The organism is Micromonospora sp. NPDC005237 (genome assembly GCF_040607775.1).
GTDB lineage: Bacteria > Actinomycetota > Actinomycetes > Mycobacteriales > Micromonosporaceae > Micromonospora.
In genome coordinates this window covers 447,064-462,717 of the sequence record NZ_JBEXHJ010000002.1, presented here as the reverse complement: position 1 = coordinate 462,717, position 15,654 = coordinate 447,064, and the positions used below count along the sequence as shown (strand labels likewise).

The following is a 15,654-nucleotide window of genomic DNA, read 5'->3' as shown; positions in this document are numbered from 1 at the left end:
GAAAACCGGACACCTCGGGAGTACGGATGCTCAAGGGCTTCAAAGATTTCATCATGCGCGGCAACGTCGTCGACCTGGCGGTCGGTGTCGTCATCGGCGCCGCGTTCACGGGCGTGGTCACCCAGCTCACCAAGTCGTTCCTCGAACCGCTGGTCCGGGTGATCATCGTGCTGATCACCGGGAACAAGAACGGCCTCACCGGCTCGGTCCCCACGTTCCGGGAGATCCCGTTCGACTGGGTGGCGTTCGTCAACGCGGTGATCACCTTCCTGCTGACCGCGCTGGCGCTCTACTTCCTGGTCGTCTACCCGATGAACCGGCTGGCCGAGCGGCGCAAGCGGGGCGAGGAGCCGCCGCCCTCGGCGCCGAGCGAGGAGGTCAAGCTGCTCACCGAGATCCGGGACGCCCTGGTCTCCGCCGGCCACACCACGCCGGGGCAGCAGCGCGGGGCGCTGGACGACGTGCTGGGCCGCCGCACCGAGCCGCCGACGCAGCGCTGATCCGAGCGGATGCACATCGGCCCCTGTGGGATTCCCGCAGGGGCCGCACCTTCTCGTACGTGTGTTCGATAGAGTCCCGCCATGGAGCAGCGAAAGCACTGGTGGAACGGGAAGTGGGGGCGACTGGCCCGGCGGGACGTCTTCCTGCGGGTGGACGCCGACCGGTGGCACGTCGAGCAGCGGGCCGGCGGCGCTGAGGGCATCTCCCGTTTCTACGAGTACGGCAGTGCGGACGAGGCCGAGGAGACCGTCCGGGCGCTGCTCGACGGCCCGGACACCTGGCGGGAGCTGTCCCCGCGCCCACCGGGCAGCTGGACGCTCCCGAACGGCTGAGCGGGCCGACGGGTGGGCTGAGCCTCCGGTGGGGCGGCGACGGCGTTTAGTGGCGCGCCACCCCGGGAACCGCTGAGGGATGGACCAGCAGGACGAGCAGCAGGCGACCATCTCGCGGATCACCACCGGGATGTCGGTGATCGACTCCGCCGGCACCGAGGTCGGCACCGTGGACCTCGTCCAGCGGGGCGACCCCAACGCGGTGACCGTGCAGACACCGACCGCCGACCCGGGCAGCAGCCTGGACGAGCTGATCGAGGCGACGGCTGTCGAGGAGCCGGACGTTCCGGCCGACCTGGCGGCGCGGCTGCTGCACGCCGGCTACCTGAAGGTCTCCACCGGCTCGGCCGTCGGCGCCGTCTACGTGCCGGCCGACCGGATCGCCGCCGTCGCGGAGGGCCGGGTACGCCTCACGGTCGGCGTGGCCGACCTGCCGCCCGAGGAGTGACCGCCGGGTCAGTGATGTTGCGGTGTCCGGTCGGCGGGGATGGCGTCACTCCCCTGAACTGGTGTTGATCTCTCCGGCGAGGCCACGGGGAGCGCGGCGGGCGGCGCGGGTTGGCGGCGGTGGAAGAGCAGCAGCATCAGGCAGCCGGCGACCAGCCCCCAGAACGCGCCGCCCACGCCGATCAGCGTCACCCCGGAGGCGGTCACCACGAAGGTGACCACGGCGGCCTCCCTGGTCGCCGGGTCGGTCACCGCCGCGGCGAGCGCGGTGGCGAGCGCACCCAGCAGGGCCAGACCGGCGACCGCCTCGATGAGGATCGGCGGCGCGACCGCGACCAGGGCCGTGGCCACGCCGGCGCCCAGCCCGAGCAGGGCCAGCCCGAGCCCGGCGGTGACCGAGGCGACCCACCGGCGCTCCGGGTCCGGGTGGGCGTCGGGGCCGGAGGCCAGCGCGGCGGTGATCGCCGCGAGGTTCACCGCGTGCCCGCCGGCCGGGGCGGCCAGCAGGCTGGCCAGACCCGTGGCCCGCAGCGCCGCCCCGAACGGCGGCCGGTAGCCGTAGCCGACCAGCACCGCCATGCCGGGCACGTTCTGCGCCGCCATCGTGACCAGAAACAGCGGGAGGGCGAGCCCGACCAGCGCGGACGCGTTCCAGGCGGGCACGGTCAGGGCGAGCGACGGGGTCAGCGTGGCACCGCTCAGCCCGGCCGGCGGCGCGGTCAGCGCGATCGCCACCACCGCCACCAGCAGCGCGCCGGGCACGGCCCAGCGGCGGGCGAACCGGTGCAGCAGCAGCCAGCCGAGCACCACCGGGCCGGCCACCCGGGGCAGCTCGACGAGCGCGCGGACCGGGGCGGTGCACAGGGGCAGCAGCACACCGGCGAGCATCGCGCCGGCCACCGGCTTGGGGATCGCGGCGACCGCCCGGCCCAGCGGCGGGAAGAGCCCGGCCGCGACGATCAGCGCCCCGGAGACGAGGAAGGCGCCCACCGCCACCGGCCAACCGCCGGTCGGCGGCCCGGTCGCCACCAGCAGCGCCGCGCCCGGCGTCGACCAGGCCACGCTCATCGGGATCCGGTGCCGCCAGCCCAGCCAGGCGGCGGCGAGCCCGCACGCCACGCAGAGAGCCAGCAGGCCGGAGGCCGCCTGCGCGTCCGACGCGCCCGCCGCGCGGAGCCCGGCCAGCACGACGGTGAACGAGCTGGCGAAGCCCACCAGCGCGGTCACGACGCCGGCCAGCACCGGTTGCGCCCGTCCCGCCATCCCGACCTCCCCAAGCGTTCCGTTTACGGAACGACAGCGTGTAGCACGATAGCCGGGTGCCGCACCCACCACCAGCGCGCCGTCCGGGCCTCGACGTGGATCCCGCCGTCGTCGGCCGGCGGGTCCGTGCCCTGCGGGAGGAGCGGGGGATCTCGCTGTCCACACTGGCGCGGCTCGCCGGTGTCGGAAAGGCCACCCTCTCCGGCCTGGAGAACGGCACCCGCAACCCGACACTGGAGACGCTCTGGGGGGTCACCGCACAGCTCGGCGTGCCGCTCACCGCGCTGCTTGCCGAGCCGGCCGCCGAGCCCACCGTGCACGGCGCCGCGGTCACCGCCACCCTGCTGGAGGTGTTCGACGACGCCGATGCGACCTACGAGCTGTACCGGATGCGCGTCGCACCCGGCGTCGTGCAGATCTCCCCCGCCCATCAACCGGGCGTCACCGAACACGTCACCGTCTTCGCCGGCGTGCTGCGGGCCGGCCCGGCCGACGCGCCGCTGACCGCCCCGGCCGGCGGTCACCTGCGCTGGGTCTCCGACGTGCCGCACAGCTACGCGGCGGTGGGCGACGACGAGGTCGCCGCGAGCCTGCTGTTGCGCTACCCGCGCCGCTGAACCCGACTCAGTCCACCGGGGCGGGCACCGGCAGCCGGTGCCGGACCGCCCAGAGCGCCACCTCGGTACGCGACACCGAGCCGGTCTTGCGCAGCAGGTTCGACACGTGCACGGTGACCGTCCGCACCGAGATGCCGAGCGCCTTCGCCACCTGCTTGTTGGACATCCCGGCGACCAGGCAGCCCAGCACCTCGACCTCGCGGGCGGTCAACTCCGGGTCGAGCGGCACGTCGACGACCGCATCGGCCGCCGACGCCGGAGCGCGCGGCGCGGTCGGCTGACGTGGCGGACGCGGGCCGGGCAGCCGCCGCAGCAACGCCTCCGGTCCCTCCGACGCGTGTGCGGCCAGCAGTTCGGTAAGCGCGTACGGGTTGCCGCCGGTGCACCGCCAGAGGGAGGTGACCAGCCGACCGGACGGGGTGCTGCCCGCGTACACCTGGGTCAGCACCTCGGCGACCTCGGCCGGGCGCAGCGGGCCAAGATGTTGGCGGACCGCGCCGCGCACGCCGCTGAGCCGGGCCAGCGCGCGGCGGGTGAGGTCCGGTGCCACCGCGTCGGCCGGCGGTCGGCTGGCCACCACGAGCAGGGCGGGCAGGTCGGCGACGGTGGCCAACTCCCCGACCAGGTTGACGCTGGCCGGGTCGAGCGCGTGCAGGTCGTCCACGACCAGCACGGCCGGGCCGGCGCCGACCAGCAGCTGGACGGTCCGCACGGCGAGGCGGAGCAGAGTGCCCGGCGCGTACCGCTCGCGAGGTGCGGTGGGCTGCTGGGCCAACCACGCCAGCGCGTCCGACGGCAGGCCGAGCCGGCTGGTGTCCCGACCGGTGAGCACCGCCGCCAGCCAGTCGTACGGGGCCGGGCCGTGCACCCGGGCGGCACCGGAGAGAACCAGCGCGGGACGCGGCGCGAAGGCGTCCACAGCGGCCGCGACCAGCAGGCTCTTGCCCACCCCCGCCGCTCCGGTGAGCACCGCGACGGCGGGCGCCGAGCGGCGTACGGCCGCCACGGCGGACCATGCCCGGTCGAGCTCGGCGAGCTCGCCGGCGCGTCCGACCATGGACACCGGCATCATTTCTCAACCCTACGCAGTAGTGCGTAGAGACGAAGGCAGGGTGTTCTTGGCAAGCTGACACCATGACGCTGATCCTCCGCTCGGTCATCCTCAACGACATCGGCCTGGTCCGCACCAACAACGAGGACTCCGCCCTCGCCGGTGACCGCCTGATCGCCGTCGCCGACGGCATGGGCGGGCTGCCCGCGGGCGAGGTGGCGAGCGAGATCGTGATCCGGATCCTGGACGAGCTGGCCCCGCCCACCGACCCGGACGGGGCCGCCGACGCCCTCCGTGCCGTGGTCAGCACCGCCAACCAGCGCATCCACGCCGCGATCACCGTCGACCCGGCCCGCGAGGGGATGGGCACCACGCTCACCGCCGCGTTGCTGGCCGGGGAGACGCTGGTGCTGGCCCAGGTCGGGGACTCCCGCTGCTACCTGCTGCGCGACGGGGAGCTGACCCAGCTCACCCGGGACGACACGTTCGTGCAGGCGCTTGTCGACCAGGGCACGCTCTCCCCCGAGCAGGCCCGGCACCACCCGCAGCGGTCCCTGGTGACCCGGGCCGTGCAGGGCGCCGACACCCCGCCGGCCGTCGGCGTGCTCACTGTGGTCCCCGGCGACCGGTTGCTGCTGTGCAGCGACGGGCTCTCCGACTACGTCGAGGACGAGGCCATCGCGACGACGCTGGGCATGTACGCCGACCGGCAGCAGTGCGGTGAGCAGTTGGTGAAGCTCGCCCACCACGCCGGTGCCCCGGACAACGTCACAGTCGTCGTCTCCGACGTCACGACCCGCTGACCCACGCGTGGCCTGCCGGTGGCCCGCGCGGATCGGGCCAATCCAGTTGCTGGGACCTGCGCGGCAGGTTGAGATGGGCGGATGACCATCCGACGGGTGACCGCCGACGAACGTCTCACGACGAGTTTCCCGCTGGCCGCGTACGCCTTCGAGGCATCGCCGCTCAGTGCCGCCCGGGTGGAGGAGTTCCGCGACTACCTGCCCTACAACCAGGGCAACCGGACGCTGATCGTCGAGGAGGACGGCACCACCCTGGCCGCCGTCTCGGCCATCGGCATGCGGCAGAACCTGCGCGGCGTGGTACTGCCGATGGCCGGTGTCGCCGGGGTGGCCACCCATCCGCTGGCCCGCCGGCAGGGGCACGTCCGCAGGCTGCTGCACCAGCTCCTCGACGAGATGCGCGACGAGGGGCACATGCTCAGCGCGCTCTACCCGTTCCGGCCCAGCTTCTACGCCCGGTTCGGCTACGTCGGGCTGCCCAAGCCGCGTACGGTCGCCTTCTCCCCGGCCGACCTGGGCTCACTCGTCCGCGCCGAGCTGCCCGGCGAGGTGGGCTGGGAGCGGATCGCCGCCGGTTATCCCGCGTGGCGGGCGTTCACCGAGCGCTGCCTGCAGACCCGGCACGGGTTCTCGGTGTTCCCGGACCACCGGGCGGCCGGCCTGCGTGACCGGGACGAGTACTGGCTGGTCACCGCCCGGGTGGCCGGTGAGGTCACCGGCGCTGTCACGTACCGGATCGACGACCACGGCGGCACGCTGATCGGCAACGAGCTGCTGGTCGCCGACCCCCTCGCCCGTACGCTGCTGCTGCAGTTCTTCGCCCGGCACGTCGACCAGGTCGAGCGCGTCACCGTCCAGGTCCCGCCCGACGAGTTGCCGGAGCTGTGGCTGACCGACCTGGACGTGCACGTCGAGGCGCGGGTGGGCCGGCCGGGCTCGTCCGCCCCGATGGCCCGGCTGCTGTCGCTGGACGCGCTGCACGGGCTGCCCGCCGGCCCGGGCCGGGTCCGGGTCGAACTGACCGGGGACCGGTGGCTGGCCGGCACCCATCTGCTCGACGGTACGACCGGCGCGCTGGAACTGGTCTCCGACGACAGCGGCCGCACGCCGACGGCCACGCTGACCGCGGCCGGGCTGTCCGCCCTGGCGTACGGGGTGCTGGACCCGGCCGAGCTGCCGTTGCGAGGGCTGGGCGACGTGCCGGCGGACGCCGCCCCCGAGCTGCGCGACATCTTCGGGCGCCGGGTGCCGTACCTCTTCGCCGACTTCTGAGCGCGGTTTGCCGACCTCGGTCCAGCGGGTACGGTCCCCGGAATGCCGGAGTGGTTGCAGGCGGGTGGATGGGGATTGCTGGCCGGGTCGGCCCTGCTGATCGGGGCGGCGGTCGGCTTCTTCGTCCGGGTGCCGCAGCGGATCACCGCGTCGATCATGGCGTTCGGCGCGGGGGTGCTGCTCTCCGCCGTCTCGTACGAGCTGATCCAGGTGGCCCACGAGCAGGGCGGGATGCTGCCCACCGTGCTCGGCGCGGCCGGTGGCGCGATCGTCTACACCCTGGCCAATGTGGGCCTCGCCCGACACGGCGCGCGGAACCGGAAGCGCTCGGGCGACCAGCAGCCCTCCGAGGGCGAGCAGCCCGGTTCGGGGTCGGCGATCGCGGTCGGGGCGCTGCTGGACGGCGTACCGGAATCGGTCGTGATCGGCGCTAGCCTGCTCGCCGGCGGCACGGTCAGCCTGGTCACCGTGGCGGCGGTGTTCCTCAGCAACGTCCCGGAGGGGCTGTCCAGCGCGGCCGGCATGCGCCAGGCGGGCCGCACCCGGCGGTACGTCTTCCTGCTGTGGACCGGGATCGCGCTGATCAGCGGTGTGGCGGCGCTGCTCGGCAACACCCTGCTGGGCGGCGCACCGCCGGAGGTGCTGGCCGCCATCACCGCGCTGGCCGGCGGCGCGATCCTCGCCATGATCACCGACACGATGGTCCCGGAGGCGTTCGAGAACGCCCACCTGCTGGTCGGCCTCATCACGGTCGCCGGCTTCCTGACGGCCTTCGCGCTCTCCCACACGTGAGCGTGAAGGGCCGCGTGAGTCGGCTGCCGGCGGTCCCGTCGAGCGGCGTTGCTTAGCGGCGCATTAAGCCGGCACGGCGGATTCGTCGTGACGCCGTCAGGGCTCCTAGCATCAGCGGGGTGCGCATGACGTCGCTTGCCGCTCTGCTCGTCCTCGGTGTCGCCACCGCGACCCTGCCCGCCTGCGGGTCCACCGATCCGGCTCCGGCCGGCGCGTCGGCCACCCCGCAGGCCACGCCGGAAGCCCTCTCGACGGGCGACCAGGGTGTCGCACCGGCGGGCCGGGACGGTCTCGGTGGCCCCGGGGCCAGCGCGAGCCCGAAGCCGACCGCCCCGGCCGCCAAGGCGCTCGCGGCCGGCAACCCGAACGGCCACGCCACCGTGCCGACCGAGGCGCGCGCGGTGGACACGTCGAAGCCGACCCGCACCATCGGCACCGGCACCCCGGCGAGCTGCACCTCGGCGGCGGTGGTGAAGGCCGTGGCCGCCGGCGGCGTCATCACGTTCAACTGTGGACCGGCCCCGGTGACCATCAAGATGGCCGCCACCGCGAAGGTCCGCAACGCCAACGGGCCGAAGATCGTGCTCGACGGCGGCGGCAGGGTGACGCTGAGCGGCCAGGGGCAGCGCCGCATCCTCTACATGAACACCTGCGACGAGGCCCAGGGCTTCACCACCTCGCACTGCCAGAACCAGGACCACCCGCAGCTCACCGTGCAGAACCTGACCTTCGCCGACGGCAACTCCACCGGCGACAGGACCGAGGGCGGCGGCGGGGGCGCGATCTTCGTCCGCGGCGGGCGGCTCAAGGTGGTCAACTCGCGCTTCGTCCACAACCGCTGCGACCGTACCGGCCCGGACCTGGGGGGCGCGGCCGTCCGGGTGCTGAGCCAGTACGAGAACAAGCCGGTGTACGTCGTGAGCAGCACCTTCGACGGCGGTTCCTGCTCGAACGGAGGAGCGCTGAGCAGCATCGGCGTGTCGTGGGTGGTGCTCAACAGCCTGCTCAGGAACAACGAGGCGATCGGCAGCGGCGCCAACCCGGCCAAGTCCGGCACGCCCGGCGGCGGCAGCGGCGGCGCGATCTACTGCGACGGCAACGAATTCACCGTACGGATCGCCGGCACCGTCATCGAGAACAACAAGGCCAACGAGGGCGGCGGCGCGATCTTCTTCGTCAGCAACAACCGCACCGGCACGATGAAGATCGAAAACTCCCCGCTGCGCCGCAACCCGAGCGGCAAGTTCGAGACCCCCGGCTACCGCGGCATCTTCTTCCTGGGCGCCCGCAACCCCGAGGTCATCGGCCCCAAGCCCGCCTGACCGCCTGCCGCAGGTGATCAAGAAGTTCGGGTCACCGAGGCCGGGTTTTCTGACCCAAAGCTCTTGATCACCGCGTCAGTAGGGGTTCCTTTCGCCTGGCGGGTGGGCGTGCAGGAGGCCGGCGGGGCGGCCGGGCAGGGTGCGCACCGCGGAGAGCGGCGGGCTGGCCGTGTGGTCGCCGCCGGCCATGCCGACGAACAGCTCCTTGAGCGCGGTCAAAGCGTCGATCTTGGGTACCCAACCCAGCTCGGTCTCGGCCCGCTCGCTGGACATCAGTGGCGCGTTCAGGCCCAACTCGACCCAGCCCGCGTCGACCGGCTGCAACCGCGCCCGCCAGGTCAGCGCCGCCGCCACCCGCAGCACCGGAGCGGCGACCGGCACCGTCCAGCCGTGGAAGTGCCGAGCTACCAGCTCCGGGGTCAGCACCGGGTCCGCGGCGACGTTGAACGCGCCGCGCGCATCACCCAGAACCGCCCTGGCGTACGCGTCAGCCACATCGTCGGCGTGGACCGCCTGCATCCGCAGCCGCCGGTTGGTCGGCACCAGCGGTATCCGGCCGAAGCGCAGCAGTCGTACCGGCGCCAACGGACCGAGAAAGTAGCGGGTGATCTCCGTACCGGCGTCCCGCTGGAAGATCAGACCGGGCCGCAGGCGAACCACCCGCAGCGTCGGGTGCTCCCGCTCCAGCCCGTCCAGCAGCGCCTCGACCTCGGCCTTGTGCTCGCTGTACGACGAGCCGGACACTCCGGTGGCCGGCCACCGCTCGCTGATCGGGTGGTCCTTCGGGCCGGGCGCGTACGTGCCGACCGACGAGGCGTACACCAGAGCGGGCACCCCGGCCCGCGCCACCGCCTCGAACACCGCCCGACTGCCGTCGACGTTCGTCCGGCGCAGCACCCGCCGGTCGTGACTGGGTTGGATCTGCCAGGCCAGGTGCACCACCGCGTCCGCTCCCGCGAACACCTCGGCGAGCTGGCCCACCGCGCCCGGCGCACCGATGTCGCAGGAGTGCCACTCCACCTGCTCGTACGGCGTACCGGCATCCGGGCCGGGCAACCGCCGGACCACCCCGGCCAGCTCCACGCCGCGCTCCCGGCGCAGCCGCCGCAGCACCGCCGTACCGACGTTGCCACTCGCCCCCACCACCACGATCCGCATGCCCGACCCCGTACCCGTCCAGCAGCCGGTCAACCGCCGCCGCGCGCCGCGCCCGTGGACTCGGCTTCCTGCATCTCGGGGTAACGGCGGGGGCGGGACAGCCCGACTTCCCTGAATCCGAGTCGATCAAGGGCGCGGCGAGTCGCGGACCCAGCCGTGCTTCTCCTTGCCCCGGCGACCGAGGGTGGCCGCCAGGCAACGCGGGCAGATCCAGCCCACCGCGTCCGCCTCGGTGAGCACGTCGGTACCCAGATAGTCGAAGCGCACGTGCGGAAAGCGGCGCAGCCGGGTCCTACTGAGGGCCAGACCGCAGACGGTCTGGTTCTGGCCGGGCAGCCACGCGTGCACCTCCCCGCCCGGCTGACGTACGCCGTCCGACCCGATCTCCTCCCCGGAAGCCGCCACCGCCGGGCTGCCGCTCGCGCTCATGCCCGTCCCCATTCCCCAGCCGTCCCTCACCACACACGGTGGCGTGCGGTCGGCATGATCCACTCCACCTCCCCGACACGGCGGTATCCACCGCCCCGGACACCGCCACCTCGCCGACCTGGTGTTGATCACCTGAGCTCGCCAGGCATCGACGGCCGGCTGGAAGCCGAGAGTCAACGACGCTGACTGTCAGGTAACCTGAGCGCGCGGGCCGCTAGCTCAATGGCAGAGCTGTGGACTTTTAATCCATAGGTTCAGGGTTCGAGTCCCTGGCGGCCCACTCCGTTCCAGCTCAGCGGCCCTTTGCAGGGCCGCTGTTGGCGTTATTCGGGCCGGTACAACAGCGAAGTACAGCAGTAGCGCCTCACCGATCCAGTGCCTTGCCGAGCCGCTTGAGAGCGTCGCGGGTGGCCGCCGAGGAGACCACCGTGTAGATCTCCATCGTGATGGCGAACTGCGCGTGCCGGAGGATCTGCATCGCCACCCGGGGGTGCACGTCCAGGTCGGCCAGGAGCGAGGCGCAAGTACGCCGGGCATCCCGCACGGTGATCCGTCGGACTCCCGCCGCATTGCAGCGCCGGTCCCAGAAGCGGTTGAAGTTGCGCGGCTCGACCGGCCGGCCGTAGCGCGTGGTGAAGGTCAGGTCTGAGGGCTGCCAGGCCGTGCCGGCGGCGTCCCGGGCGGCGGTCTGGGCGGCGCGGCGGCGGTCGAGCGCCACGGTGCAGATGTCCGGTAGCGGCAGGGTGGCGTCCGAGGCAGCCGTCTTCGTCTCCCGGTGCAGCAGTTCGGCACCGACCCGTTGGAGCTGCCGATCGATGGTCAACTCCCCCGCGTCGAGGTCGAGGTCAGCCCAGGTGAGTCCCAACATCTCGCCCTTGCGTAGACCGAGCACCAGGACCAGGACGTACGCGGCGTAGAGCGGGTCGTCGTCGGCGCGGGCCGACTCCAGGAAGCGCCGCGCCTCGTCGCTCGTCCACGCCTTCCGCTTGCGCTTCCGTACCGGCGGCAGCTTCACCAGGGACGCGACGTTGCGGCTGATCAGCCCTTCGGTGATGGCTTGGGAGAGCAGCGTCCGGAGCACGGTCCGCAGGTGGGTGACGCTGGTTGCCGAGGGCAGATCCCGGCAGCAGCGGCCGAGGGCACAGCAGCGACGCTGGGCGGGCTTGCGCCGCTCGTCCTTGCCCTGGGCGCAGCACTGGCAGGTCCGGCCCACCTCGTTGATCCAGGTCTGCACATCGCTGACCCGGAGCTTGTCGAGGCGCTTCCGACCGAGCCCCGGCACAAGGTAGAGCCGGACGACCACCTCGTAGGTGACGTAGCTGCCGGGGGCGAGGTTCGGCTTGACGATCTCGCGCAGCCAGTAGCCGGCGTACTCCCCTACCGTCGGGGAGCGGGTCGCCACCGGGCCGGCCTTCGCCTGCCCGTGCAGCTTGATCCACTTGTCGTGGACCTCCTCGCGGGTCTTGCCGTAGACCCACTTCCGGCCCCGCTTGCCGTCCGGCTTCTCGACCCAGACGTACGCGGCGAAGCCGTTGCGGTACGGGAAGATCGAGCCTTCGCCGTTGGCGCGTGCACGTCCGGGCATCAGGCCGCCTCCTGCCGCTCGACCTGGTCGCGGATGTAGTCGTCCACCCATTCGGGGAGGATGCGGCGGTACTTGCCGTCCTTGATGGAGCGCAGCTCGCCGGTGGCGATCTTCATCTTGACCTTGGAGATGCCGAAGCCGAGCAGGACGGCGACCTCGGCGGGCGAGTACCAGCGCGGGGTGAGGTCTCGGCTCATGCGGCGGCCCCGATGAGCCAGGCAGCGTGGGCGAGTTCTTCCCAGCCGACACGTCGGCTCTCTCGTCGCTGACTGGCGGCGGTGTTGGCAAGCAGGGCGTCACCGTCGCTGAGCCAGCCGGACCCGATGTAGGTGAGGGTGCCGACGGTGATGGCGTCGGTGGTGTCGTCGTCTTCGGTGCGGCGGTAGCTGGCGCGGGTGTCGCGGAGCAGGCCGAAGGTGACGGAGTAGCGGCGGGCTTTGGTGAGGAAGTGGCCGCCGAAGCCGAGCATGTGCGCCCAGCGTCGCAGGCCGGCGTAGGCGTTCGGTTTGGTGTCAAGGCCGTCTTGACGGTCGTCGGCCGTTGTGGCGCCGCTGGCGGTGTCGGTGCCCATGAGTCGTCCGAGGTGCCAGCAGGCGTCGATGAGGCGGGCGAGGTGGTCGCCTTCTGGGTCGGCGTAGTCGTCGATGGTCGCCGGGGTAAGCCGAGTGGAGATGTGGCCGGTGGCCTCGGTGGCCTTCGTGGCGTACTTGGCCAGGTAGGCGGCCACCTTGCCGTCGGTCAGCTCACCACCAGGGCTGTTGATCCGTCGGACGTCGACCTGCTCGCCCCAGACCACCTGCCAGCCGTGCGGCCGGTCGGGGTGTGCGGGTGTGGTGACGGTGATCCGGGAGGCGGCGACGCGGACGGCTACCTCCAGGTCATCGACGGTGATTCCGGCCGGTGGTGGCACGAGAGCGTCCAGGTCGTCGGGGTCGACGCCGTCAAGGCGCAGCAGGACGTGGAAGTGCACGGCTGCCCTCCTTTGCATCTCGGCGACCTTGCCGTGCGACACCCGCACGGGCGGCACCCGGCGCACCTTGCCGGAGTCGGTGACGACCTGGACGTGCGGGATGCCGCGACGTCGGCACAGCGCGGCGAGTTGGCGTTCCATGGCCTGCTTGGTGCGTCGCCACAGCTCGCCAGAGAAGTAGTTCCAGACGGCCTGGTGGGCGTGGTCGTAGCAGTCCAGACACAACGGCCGCCCGAGCCGCGGATCGTCAGCGTCGTGACGGGCGAAGCAGGCCGCGGGCTCGCCGTGCTGGCAGGTGCCGGCGGCGCTCCGGGCGCGGCAGGGAGCGGGCCGGCAGTCGCAGCGCCGCCGGGTAGCACAGGTGTGGCGGGGAACGTGCCGGTGGTGGACCGGGCCGAAGGACGGGGCGGTGAAGGTGGCGAAGACAACCGGGTGCCGACCTACCGAGTCGGGTACGCCCTTGCCGCCGGTCAGGCCGCAGCGGACGACCTGGTAGGCGTCACCCTGGTAGACCCAGGCGCAGTCTCGGCATTGCGATTCGCGGCGGTTCCCGCACGCCTTGTACAGCGCCCGGTCGGGCAGCTCGTCGGTGTGCTGGTCCACCAGAACGCGGCCGGTGTCTCGCTCCACGGCGGCGATAGTGCCGGAGAGGCGGATCGGGCGGGAGCAACCGCCGGCGGAAGCGGTGTGCTCCAGCCAACCGGAGAACTCTGGCGTGGCGGCGCGATGCAGGGCTTGGGCGTCACGGCCGCTGGCGACGCCGGGACGGTACAGGGTGTGCGGGCTGGACACGGTTTCTCCTCTGGGGGTGGCAGGGACGGGAGACGAAGCACCACCAGCCGTGGACGTTGGTCCGCTGGTGGTGTTCGTCGTGTCTCCTGGCACCGCCGGAAGGGCGGCTGACGCCGGAGGGCGGGTTCGTGGTGATGCCACGTACCGCCGATGGGTCATGTCCTTTCGCGCTCATGGACTCGGTGATCGGGGCCGGCACGAGTGGGAAGCCTGGATATCGGCATTCGGCGGGTTGCCGCAGGCTGCCTCCACCCGTGGAGGTGTGCGAATCCGGGCCATCGTGGACGGCAGGGAAGGCCGTGCTGGGCCGCTCAGCGGATTCGGGAGACCGGCACGATGGCCGGTGCGATCGACAGCTGGCGGGACGTGACCCGCATCAGCGGCAGGAAGGCCGCTCAGCGTCTTCAACGTCGAGTCCAGCGATTCGGCAGGAAGGCCGCGCTGACGTGCTCGACGACCGCCAGCGTAGCAGCGGGTACCGACACGTCAACCCGTCGTGATCCCTCCGGGCCGGGGTGGGACGGCCGACTGCCGGCCGTGCAGGGTTCCAGTTGATCCGTTACGGATCCGCGTCGGATGATCCGTAATGCGTCCGTCTAGATGATCATCGTGGTCTTACCAGTCCGGCTCGTGGATGTCCTCTTCGAGGGCCTTGATCGTGCTGTAGAAGGTGGTGTAGGGCCAAGGTGGTCTCTCGGCCGCGCGTTTCCAGGTGAGGTGGACGAGGGCCCAGCCCCCAGAGGCCAGTCTCACAACAATGTCGTCTGAGGCCCCGGACCTGCCGATGACCTCGACGGGTTGGTTGTACAGGGGGTGCCCAGCGGCCACCTCGGTCAGAAGTTGGGCGTGCAATGCTTCACGTTGTTGGTGTTCGGTTGGGCCACCTCGGCGTAGGTCCCACCACGGGTCGGCAAAGACGGGCTGTTCGTCCACCGGGTCATCGTCGCGTAGCTCGCGCAGGCTCGGACTCGCGGGCCGAACCATCGCTTGGCGGAGCGTCACGCATCACCTGAAGCCACCTTGAACAGATCAAGCGGAGTACGAAAGCCGGCTACCGGCCGGTGTGGGAGGACTTTCTGTACGTCTATCAAGGCGGCCCTGAATGGGCCGCACGCGCCGCCGCCTGGGCGCGCGTCCGTCGCTCCGCTGTCGCTCCACGCCGGCCACGCAGGACGCCCGTCGGCTGGCGCTGAGGGCGGGAAGCCCGGGGGCCGCCGCAGACGGTTGTGTCGATAGTGGTTGAGGTCTGGCCGGCAGCCGGCCGAAGCGCGGCGGCCGTCGTACCGCCGCGCCGTAGGGCGAGTCACCGCCGGCCGGGGTGGGGATGCGGCGCGGAGGATGCGGGGCCGCCCCTCCGACCTCAAGGGCGCTTCGCGTCGCTGCGCGACGGCCCTACGGGCCGCCCTTGACCCCGGAGCCTCTGCGACCCCTCGGGCCGGCGTTGCCGGCAGGCGGGGGCCTGCCCGTGATGCTCGCGCCGCATCCCCACCCCGGCCTCGTCGCGCAGCCTCCGCAGCCTGCGCACGTCAAGGCCCTCTTGACGACAGACTCTTTGGCGACAGCCGTATACCCTGCTCGACAACCGATCGGGGAGACCAATGGGCCTATCAAGCCGTGTGTGTCCAGACTGCGGACGACGGGTGAAAGAGCCGTTTCAGGAGACAATAACCGGCCGAGAGGTCTGCCCTGACTGCGCCAACGCCCTCTTCATGGGCTCTGCCGCTGGCGCGATTACGGGGAACATCGGCTCTGGTTACGGGGTCTGGGCCATGCTTATGCGCAAGATCCGGCGTTCTTCTGAGTGACCAACTGAGTGACGACCGAGGCGGCTGATGCCGAACAGCCACGGACGACGGTGGACTGTTCCGGCAGCTCCCCATGGCTACTCGCCCAGCTCATCGACGGCTAGTGGTTCCTTCGGGACGAAGGAGTCAGGTGCTGCCAGCAGTACGCCGGTGGACCGCCGCCGACAAACTGGTCCCTGAAACCGTGGAAACATTTTTCGGCGTCACTTCTTCTCCTGAACGCGTTTTGCCGTCCCGTGGTTCTTTCGCTCGATTATGAATGCAGCCAGGCCAAGGATTGCCAGAGCGCCGGCAATCCATGCTGAGGTCTGAAACCTCTGCTCGAACGCGAGGGATTCCGCGTCCTGCTGCTGGATGGCCTCAGGCGTCGGGTCCTGATCAGGCAGGGTCATTCCGTTCCAAAGCGTAAGGCAGGGAAGCAGACACGAGGCCAACATCAGGAGGACCCCGACGACCCTCAGCACGCGCGCACGGGACACCGCGACAGGCTCCCACATCCTTGATTGTCGCGCTGT

The 15,654-nt window shown here is 71.7% G+C and carries 16 protein-coding genes and 1 tRNA gene; 9 read left to right on the top strand and 8 right to left on the bottom strand.

Annotation, left to right across the window (positions count from 1 at the left end; genetic code table 11):
- Window positions 1-26 precede the first annotated feature (26 nt).
- The 3 genes from mscL (at window position 27) to ABZT87_RS07100 (ending at window position 1,281) form a co-directional block, all read left to right on the top strand.
- Complete coding sequence (gene mscL / locus ABZT87_RS07110) at window positions 27-500, top strand: large conductance mechanosensitive channel protein MscL (protein WP_355134186.1); 474 nt, start codon at window positions 27-29, stop codon at window positions 498-500.
- Between the two features lie 81 nt (window positions 501-581).
- Window positions 582-833, top strand: a complete 252-nt coding sequence (locus ABZT87_RS07105; protein WP_355134184.1) for a hypothetical protein — start codon at window positions 582-584, stop codon at window positions 831-833.
- Window positions 834-912: 79 nt separating this feature from the next.
- On the top strand, window positions 913-1,281 hold the full coding sequence (locus ABZT87_RS07100) for a hypothetical protein (RefSeq protein ID WP_355134182.1): 369 nt from the start codon (window positions 913-915) through the stop codon (window positions 1,279-1,281).
- An 8-nt stretch (window positions 1,282-1,289) separates the two neighbouring features.
- Here the strand turns inward: ABZT87_RS07100 and ABZT87_RS07095 are convergent, their stop codons facing one another.
- Entirely contained in the window at window positions 1,290-2,543 is a 1,254-nt protein-coding gene (locus ABZT87_RS07095; protein ID WP_355134180.1) for a benzoate/H(+) symporter BenE family transporter, read from the bottom strand.
- Window positions 2,544-2,599: 56 nt separating this feature from the next.
- On the opposite strand from ABZT87_RS07095, the gene ABZT87_RS07090 reads away from it, so the two are divergent.
- Window positions 2,600-3,160, top strand: coding sequence for an XRE family transcriptional regulator (locus ABZT87_RS07090; RefSeq protein ID WP_355134178.1), 561 nt, complete (start codon window positions 2,600-2,602; stop codon window positions 3,158-3,160).
- A gap of 7 nt (window positions 3,161-3,167) precedes the next feature.
- On the opposite strand, the gene ABZT87_RS07085 is transcribed toward ABZT87_RS07090, so the two are convergent.
- Window positions 3,168-4,232: an AAA family ATPase gene (locus ABZT87_RS07085; RefSeq protein WP_355064717.1), complete on the bottom strand. Its 1,065-nt coding sequence runs from the start codon at window positions 4,230-4,232 to the stop codon at window positions 3,168-3,170.
- Between the two features lie 62 nt (window positions 4,233-4,294).
- Here ABZT87_RS07085 and ABZT87_RS07080 point away from each other — a divergent pair, with 62 nt between their 5' ends.
- From ABZT87_RS07080 to ABZT87_RS07065, 4 genes are all read left to right on the top strand, one after another.
- On the top strand, window positions 4,295-5,014 hold the full coding sequence (locus ABZT87_RS07080; protein WP_354853691.1) for a protein phosphatase 2C domain-containing protein: 720 nt from the start codon (window positions 4,295-4,297) through the stop codon (window positions 5,012-5,014).
- An 81-nt stretch (window positions 5,015-5,095) separates the two neighbouring features.
- Window positions 5,096-6,286, top strand: coding sequence for a GNAT family N-acetyltransferase (locus tag ABZT87_RS07075; RefSeq protein ID WP_355134176.1), 1,191 nt, complete (start codon window positions 5,096-5,098; stop codon window positions 6,284-6,286).
- Between the two features lie 42 nt (window positions 6,287-6,328).
- The gene (locus ABZT87_RS07070; protein ID WP_355134174.1) at window positions 6,329-7,078 is read left to right on the top strand and encodes a ZIP family zinc transporter; all 750 of its coding nucleotides are present in this window, start codon (window positions 6,329-6,331) and stop codon (window positions 7,076-7,078) included.
- Window positions 7,079-7,203: 125 nt separating this feature from the next.
- Complete coding sequence (locus ABZT87_RS07065; RefSeq protein WP_355134600.1) at window positions 7,204-8,400, top strand: hypothetical protein; 1,197 nt, start codon at window positions 7,204-7,206, stop codon at window positions 8,398-8,400.
- 75 nt (window positions 8,401-8,475) lie between these two features.
- On the opposite strand, the gene ABZT87_RS07060 is transcribed toward ABZT87_RS07065, so the two are convergent.
- Together ABZT87_RS07060 and ABZT87_RS07055 are read right to left on the bottom strand one after the other, a co-directional pair.
- Window positions 8,476-9,558: an NAD-dependent epimerase/dehydratase family protein gene (locus ABZT87_RS07060; RefSeq protein WP_355134172.1), complete on the bottom strand. Its 1,083-nt coding sequence runs from the start codon at window positions 9,556-9,558 to the stop codon at window positions 8,476-8,478.
- A 126-nt stretch (window positions 9,559-9,684) separates the two neighbouring features.
- Complete coding sequence (locus ABZT87_RS07055) at window positions 9,685-9,987, bottom strand: hypothetical protein (RefSeq protein WP_355064712.1); 303 nt, start codon at window positions 9,985-9,987, stop codon at window positions 9,685-9,687.
- 208 nt (window positions 9,988-10,195) lie between these two features.
- Between ABZT87_RS07055 and ABZT87_RS07050 the strand changes: the two genes are divergently transcribed.
- Window positions 10,196-10,267 (top strand) — tRNA-Lys (locus ABZT87_RS07050).
- An 84-nt stretch (window positions 10,268-10,351) separates the two neighbouring features.
- On the opposite strand, the gene ABZT87_RS07045 is transcribed toward ABZT87_RS07050, so the two are convergent.
- The 4 genes from ABZT87_RS07045 to ABZT87_RS07030 all read right to left on the bottom strand — a co-directional run bounded on the left by ABZT87_RS07045 (window position 10,352) and on the right by ABZT87_RS07030 (window position 15,603).
- On the bottom strand, window positions 10,352-11,572 hold the full coding sequence (locus ABZT87_RS07045) for a tyrosine-type recombinase/integrase (protein WP_355134170.1): 1,221 nt from the start codon (window positions 11,570-11,572) through the stop codon (window positions 10,352-10,354).
- Window positions 11,572-11,769, bottom strand: a complete 198-nt coding sequence (locus ABZT87_RS07040; RefSeq protein ID WP_113973362.1) for an excisionase family DNA-binding protein — start codon at window positions 11,767-11,769, stop codon at window positions 11,572-11,574. Before ABZT87_RS07040 ends, ABZT87_RS07045 begins: the two co-directional genes overlap by 1 nt.
- Entirely contained in the window at window positions 11,766-13,334 is a 1,569-nt protein-coding gene (locus ABZT87_RS07035; RefSeq protein WP_355134168.1) for a replication initiator, read from the bottom strand. Before ABZT87_RS07035 ends, ABZT87_RS07040 begins: the two co-directional genes overlap by 4 nt.
- A 2,008-nt stretch (window positions 13,335-15,342) precedes the next feature.
- Window positions 15,343-15,603 (bottom strand): hypothetical protein, encoded by a 261-nt coding sequence (locus tag ABZT87_RS07030; RefSeq protein ID WP_355134166.1) that lies wholly within the window; start codon window positions 15,601-15,603, stop codon window positions 15,343-15,345.
- Window positions 15,604-15,654 lie beyond the last annotated feature (51 nt).

Excerpts from the sequence above, each read along its gene's own strand:
- ABZT87_RS07095 (WP_355134180.1), bottom strand. The coding sequence starts at position 2,543 with ATGGCGGGACGGGCGCAACCGGTGCTGGCCGGCGTCGTGACCGCGCTG.
- ABZT87_RS07055 (WP_355064712.1), bottom strand. The coding sequence starts at position 9,987 with ATGAGCGCGAGCGGCAGCCCGGCGGTGGCGGCTTCCGGGGAGGAGATC.
- ABZT87_RS07040 (WP_113973362.1), bottom strand. The coding sequence starts at position 11,769 with ATGAGCCGAGACCTCACCCCGCGCTGGTACTCGCCCGCCGAGGTCGCC.
- ABZT87_RS07085 (WP_355064717.1), bottom strand. The coding sequence starts at position 4,232 with ATGATGCCGGTGTCCATGGTCGGACGCGCCGGCGAGCTCGCCGAGCTC.
- ABZT87_RS07105 (WP_355134184.1), top strand. The coding sequence starts at position 582 with ATGGAGCAGCGAAAGCACTGGTGGAACGGGAAGTGGGGGCGACTGGCC.
- mscL (WP_355134186.1), top strand. The coding sequence starts at position 27 with ATGCTCAAGGGCTTCAAAGATTTCATCATGCGCGGCAACGTCGTCGAC.
- ABZT87_RS07080 (WP_354853691.1), top strand. The coding sequence starts at position 4,295 with ATGACGCTGATCCTCCGCTCGGTCATCCTCAACGACATCGGCCTGGTC.
- ABZT87_RS07045 (WP_355134170.1), bottom strand. The coding sequence starts at position 11,572 with ATGCCCGGACGTGCACGCGCCAACGGCGAAGGCTCGATCTTCCCGTAC.
- ABZT87_RS07060 (WP_355134172.1), bottom strand. The coding sequence starts at position 9,558 with ATGCGGATCGTGGTGGTGGGGGCGAGTGGCAACGTCGGTACGGCGGTG.
- ABZT87_RS07100 (WP_355134182.1), top strand. The coding sequence starts at position 913 with ATGGACCAGCAGGACGAGCAGCAGGCGACCATCTCGCGGATCACCACC.
- ABZT87_RS07070 (WP_355134174.1), top strand. The coding sequence starts at position 6,329 with ATGCCGGAGTGGTTGCAGGCGGGTGGATGGGGATTGCTGGCCGGGTCG.
- ABZT87_RS07075 (WP_355134176.1), top strand. The coding sequence starts at position 5,096 with ATGACCATCCGACGGGTGACCGCCGACGAACGTCTCACGACGAGTTTC.
- ABZT87_RS07065 (WP_355134600.1), top strand. The coding sequence starts at position 7,204 with ATGACGTCGCTTGCCGCTCTGCTCGTCCTCGGTGTCGCCACCGCGACC.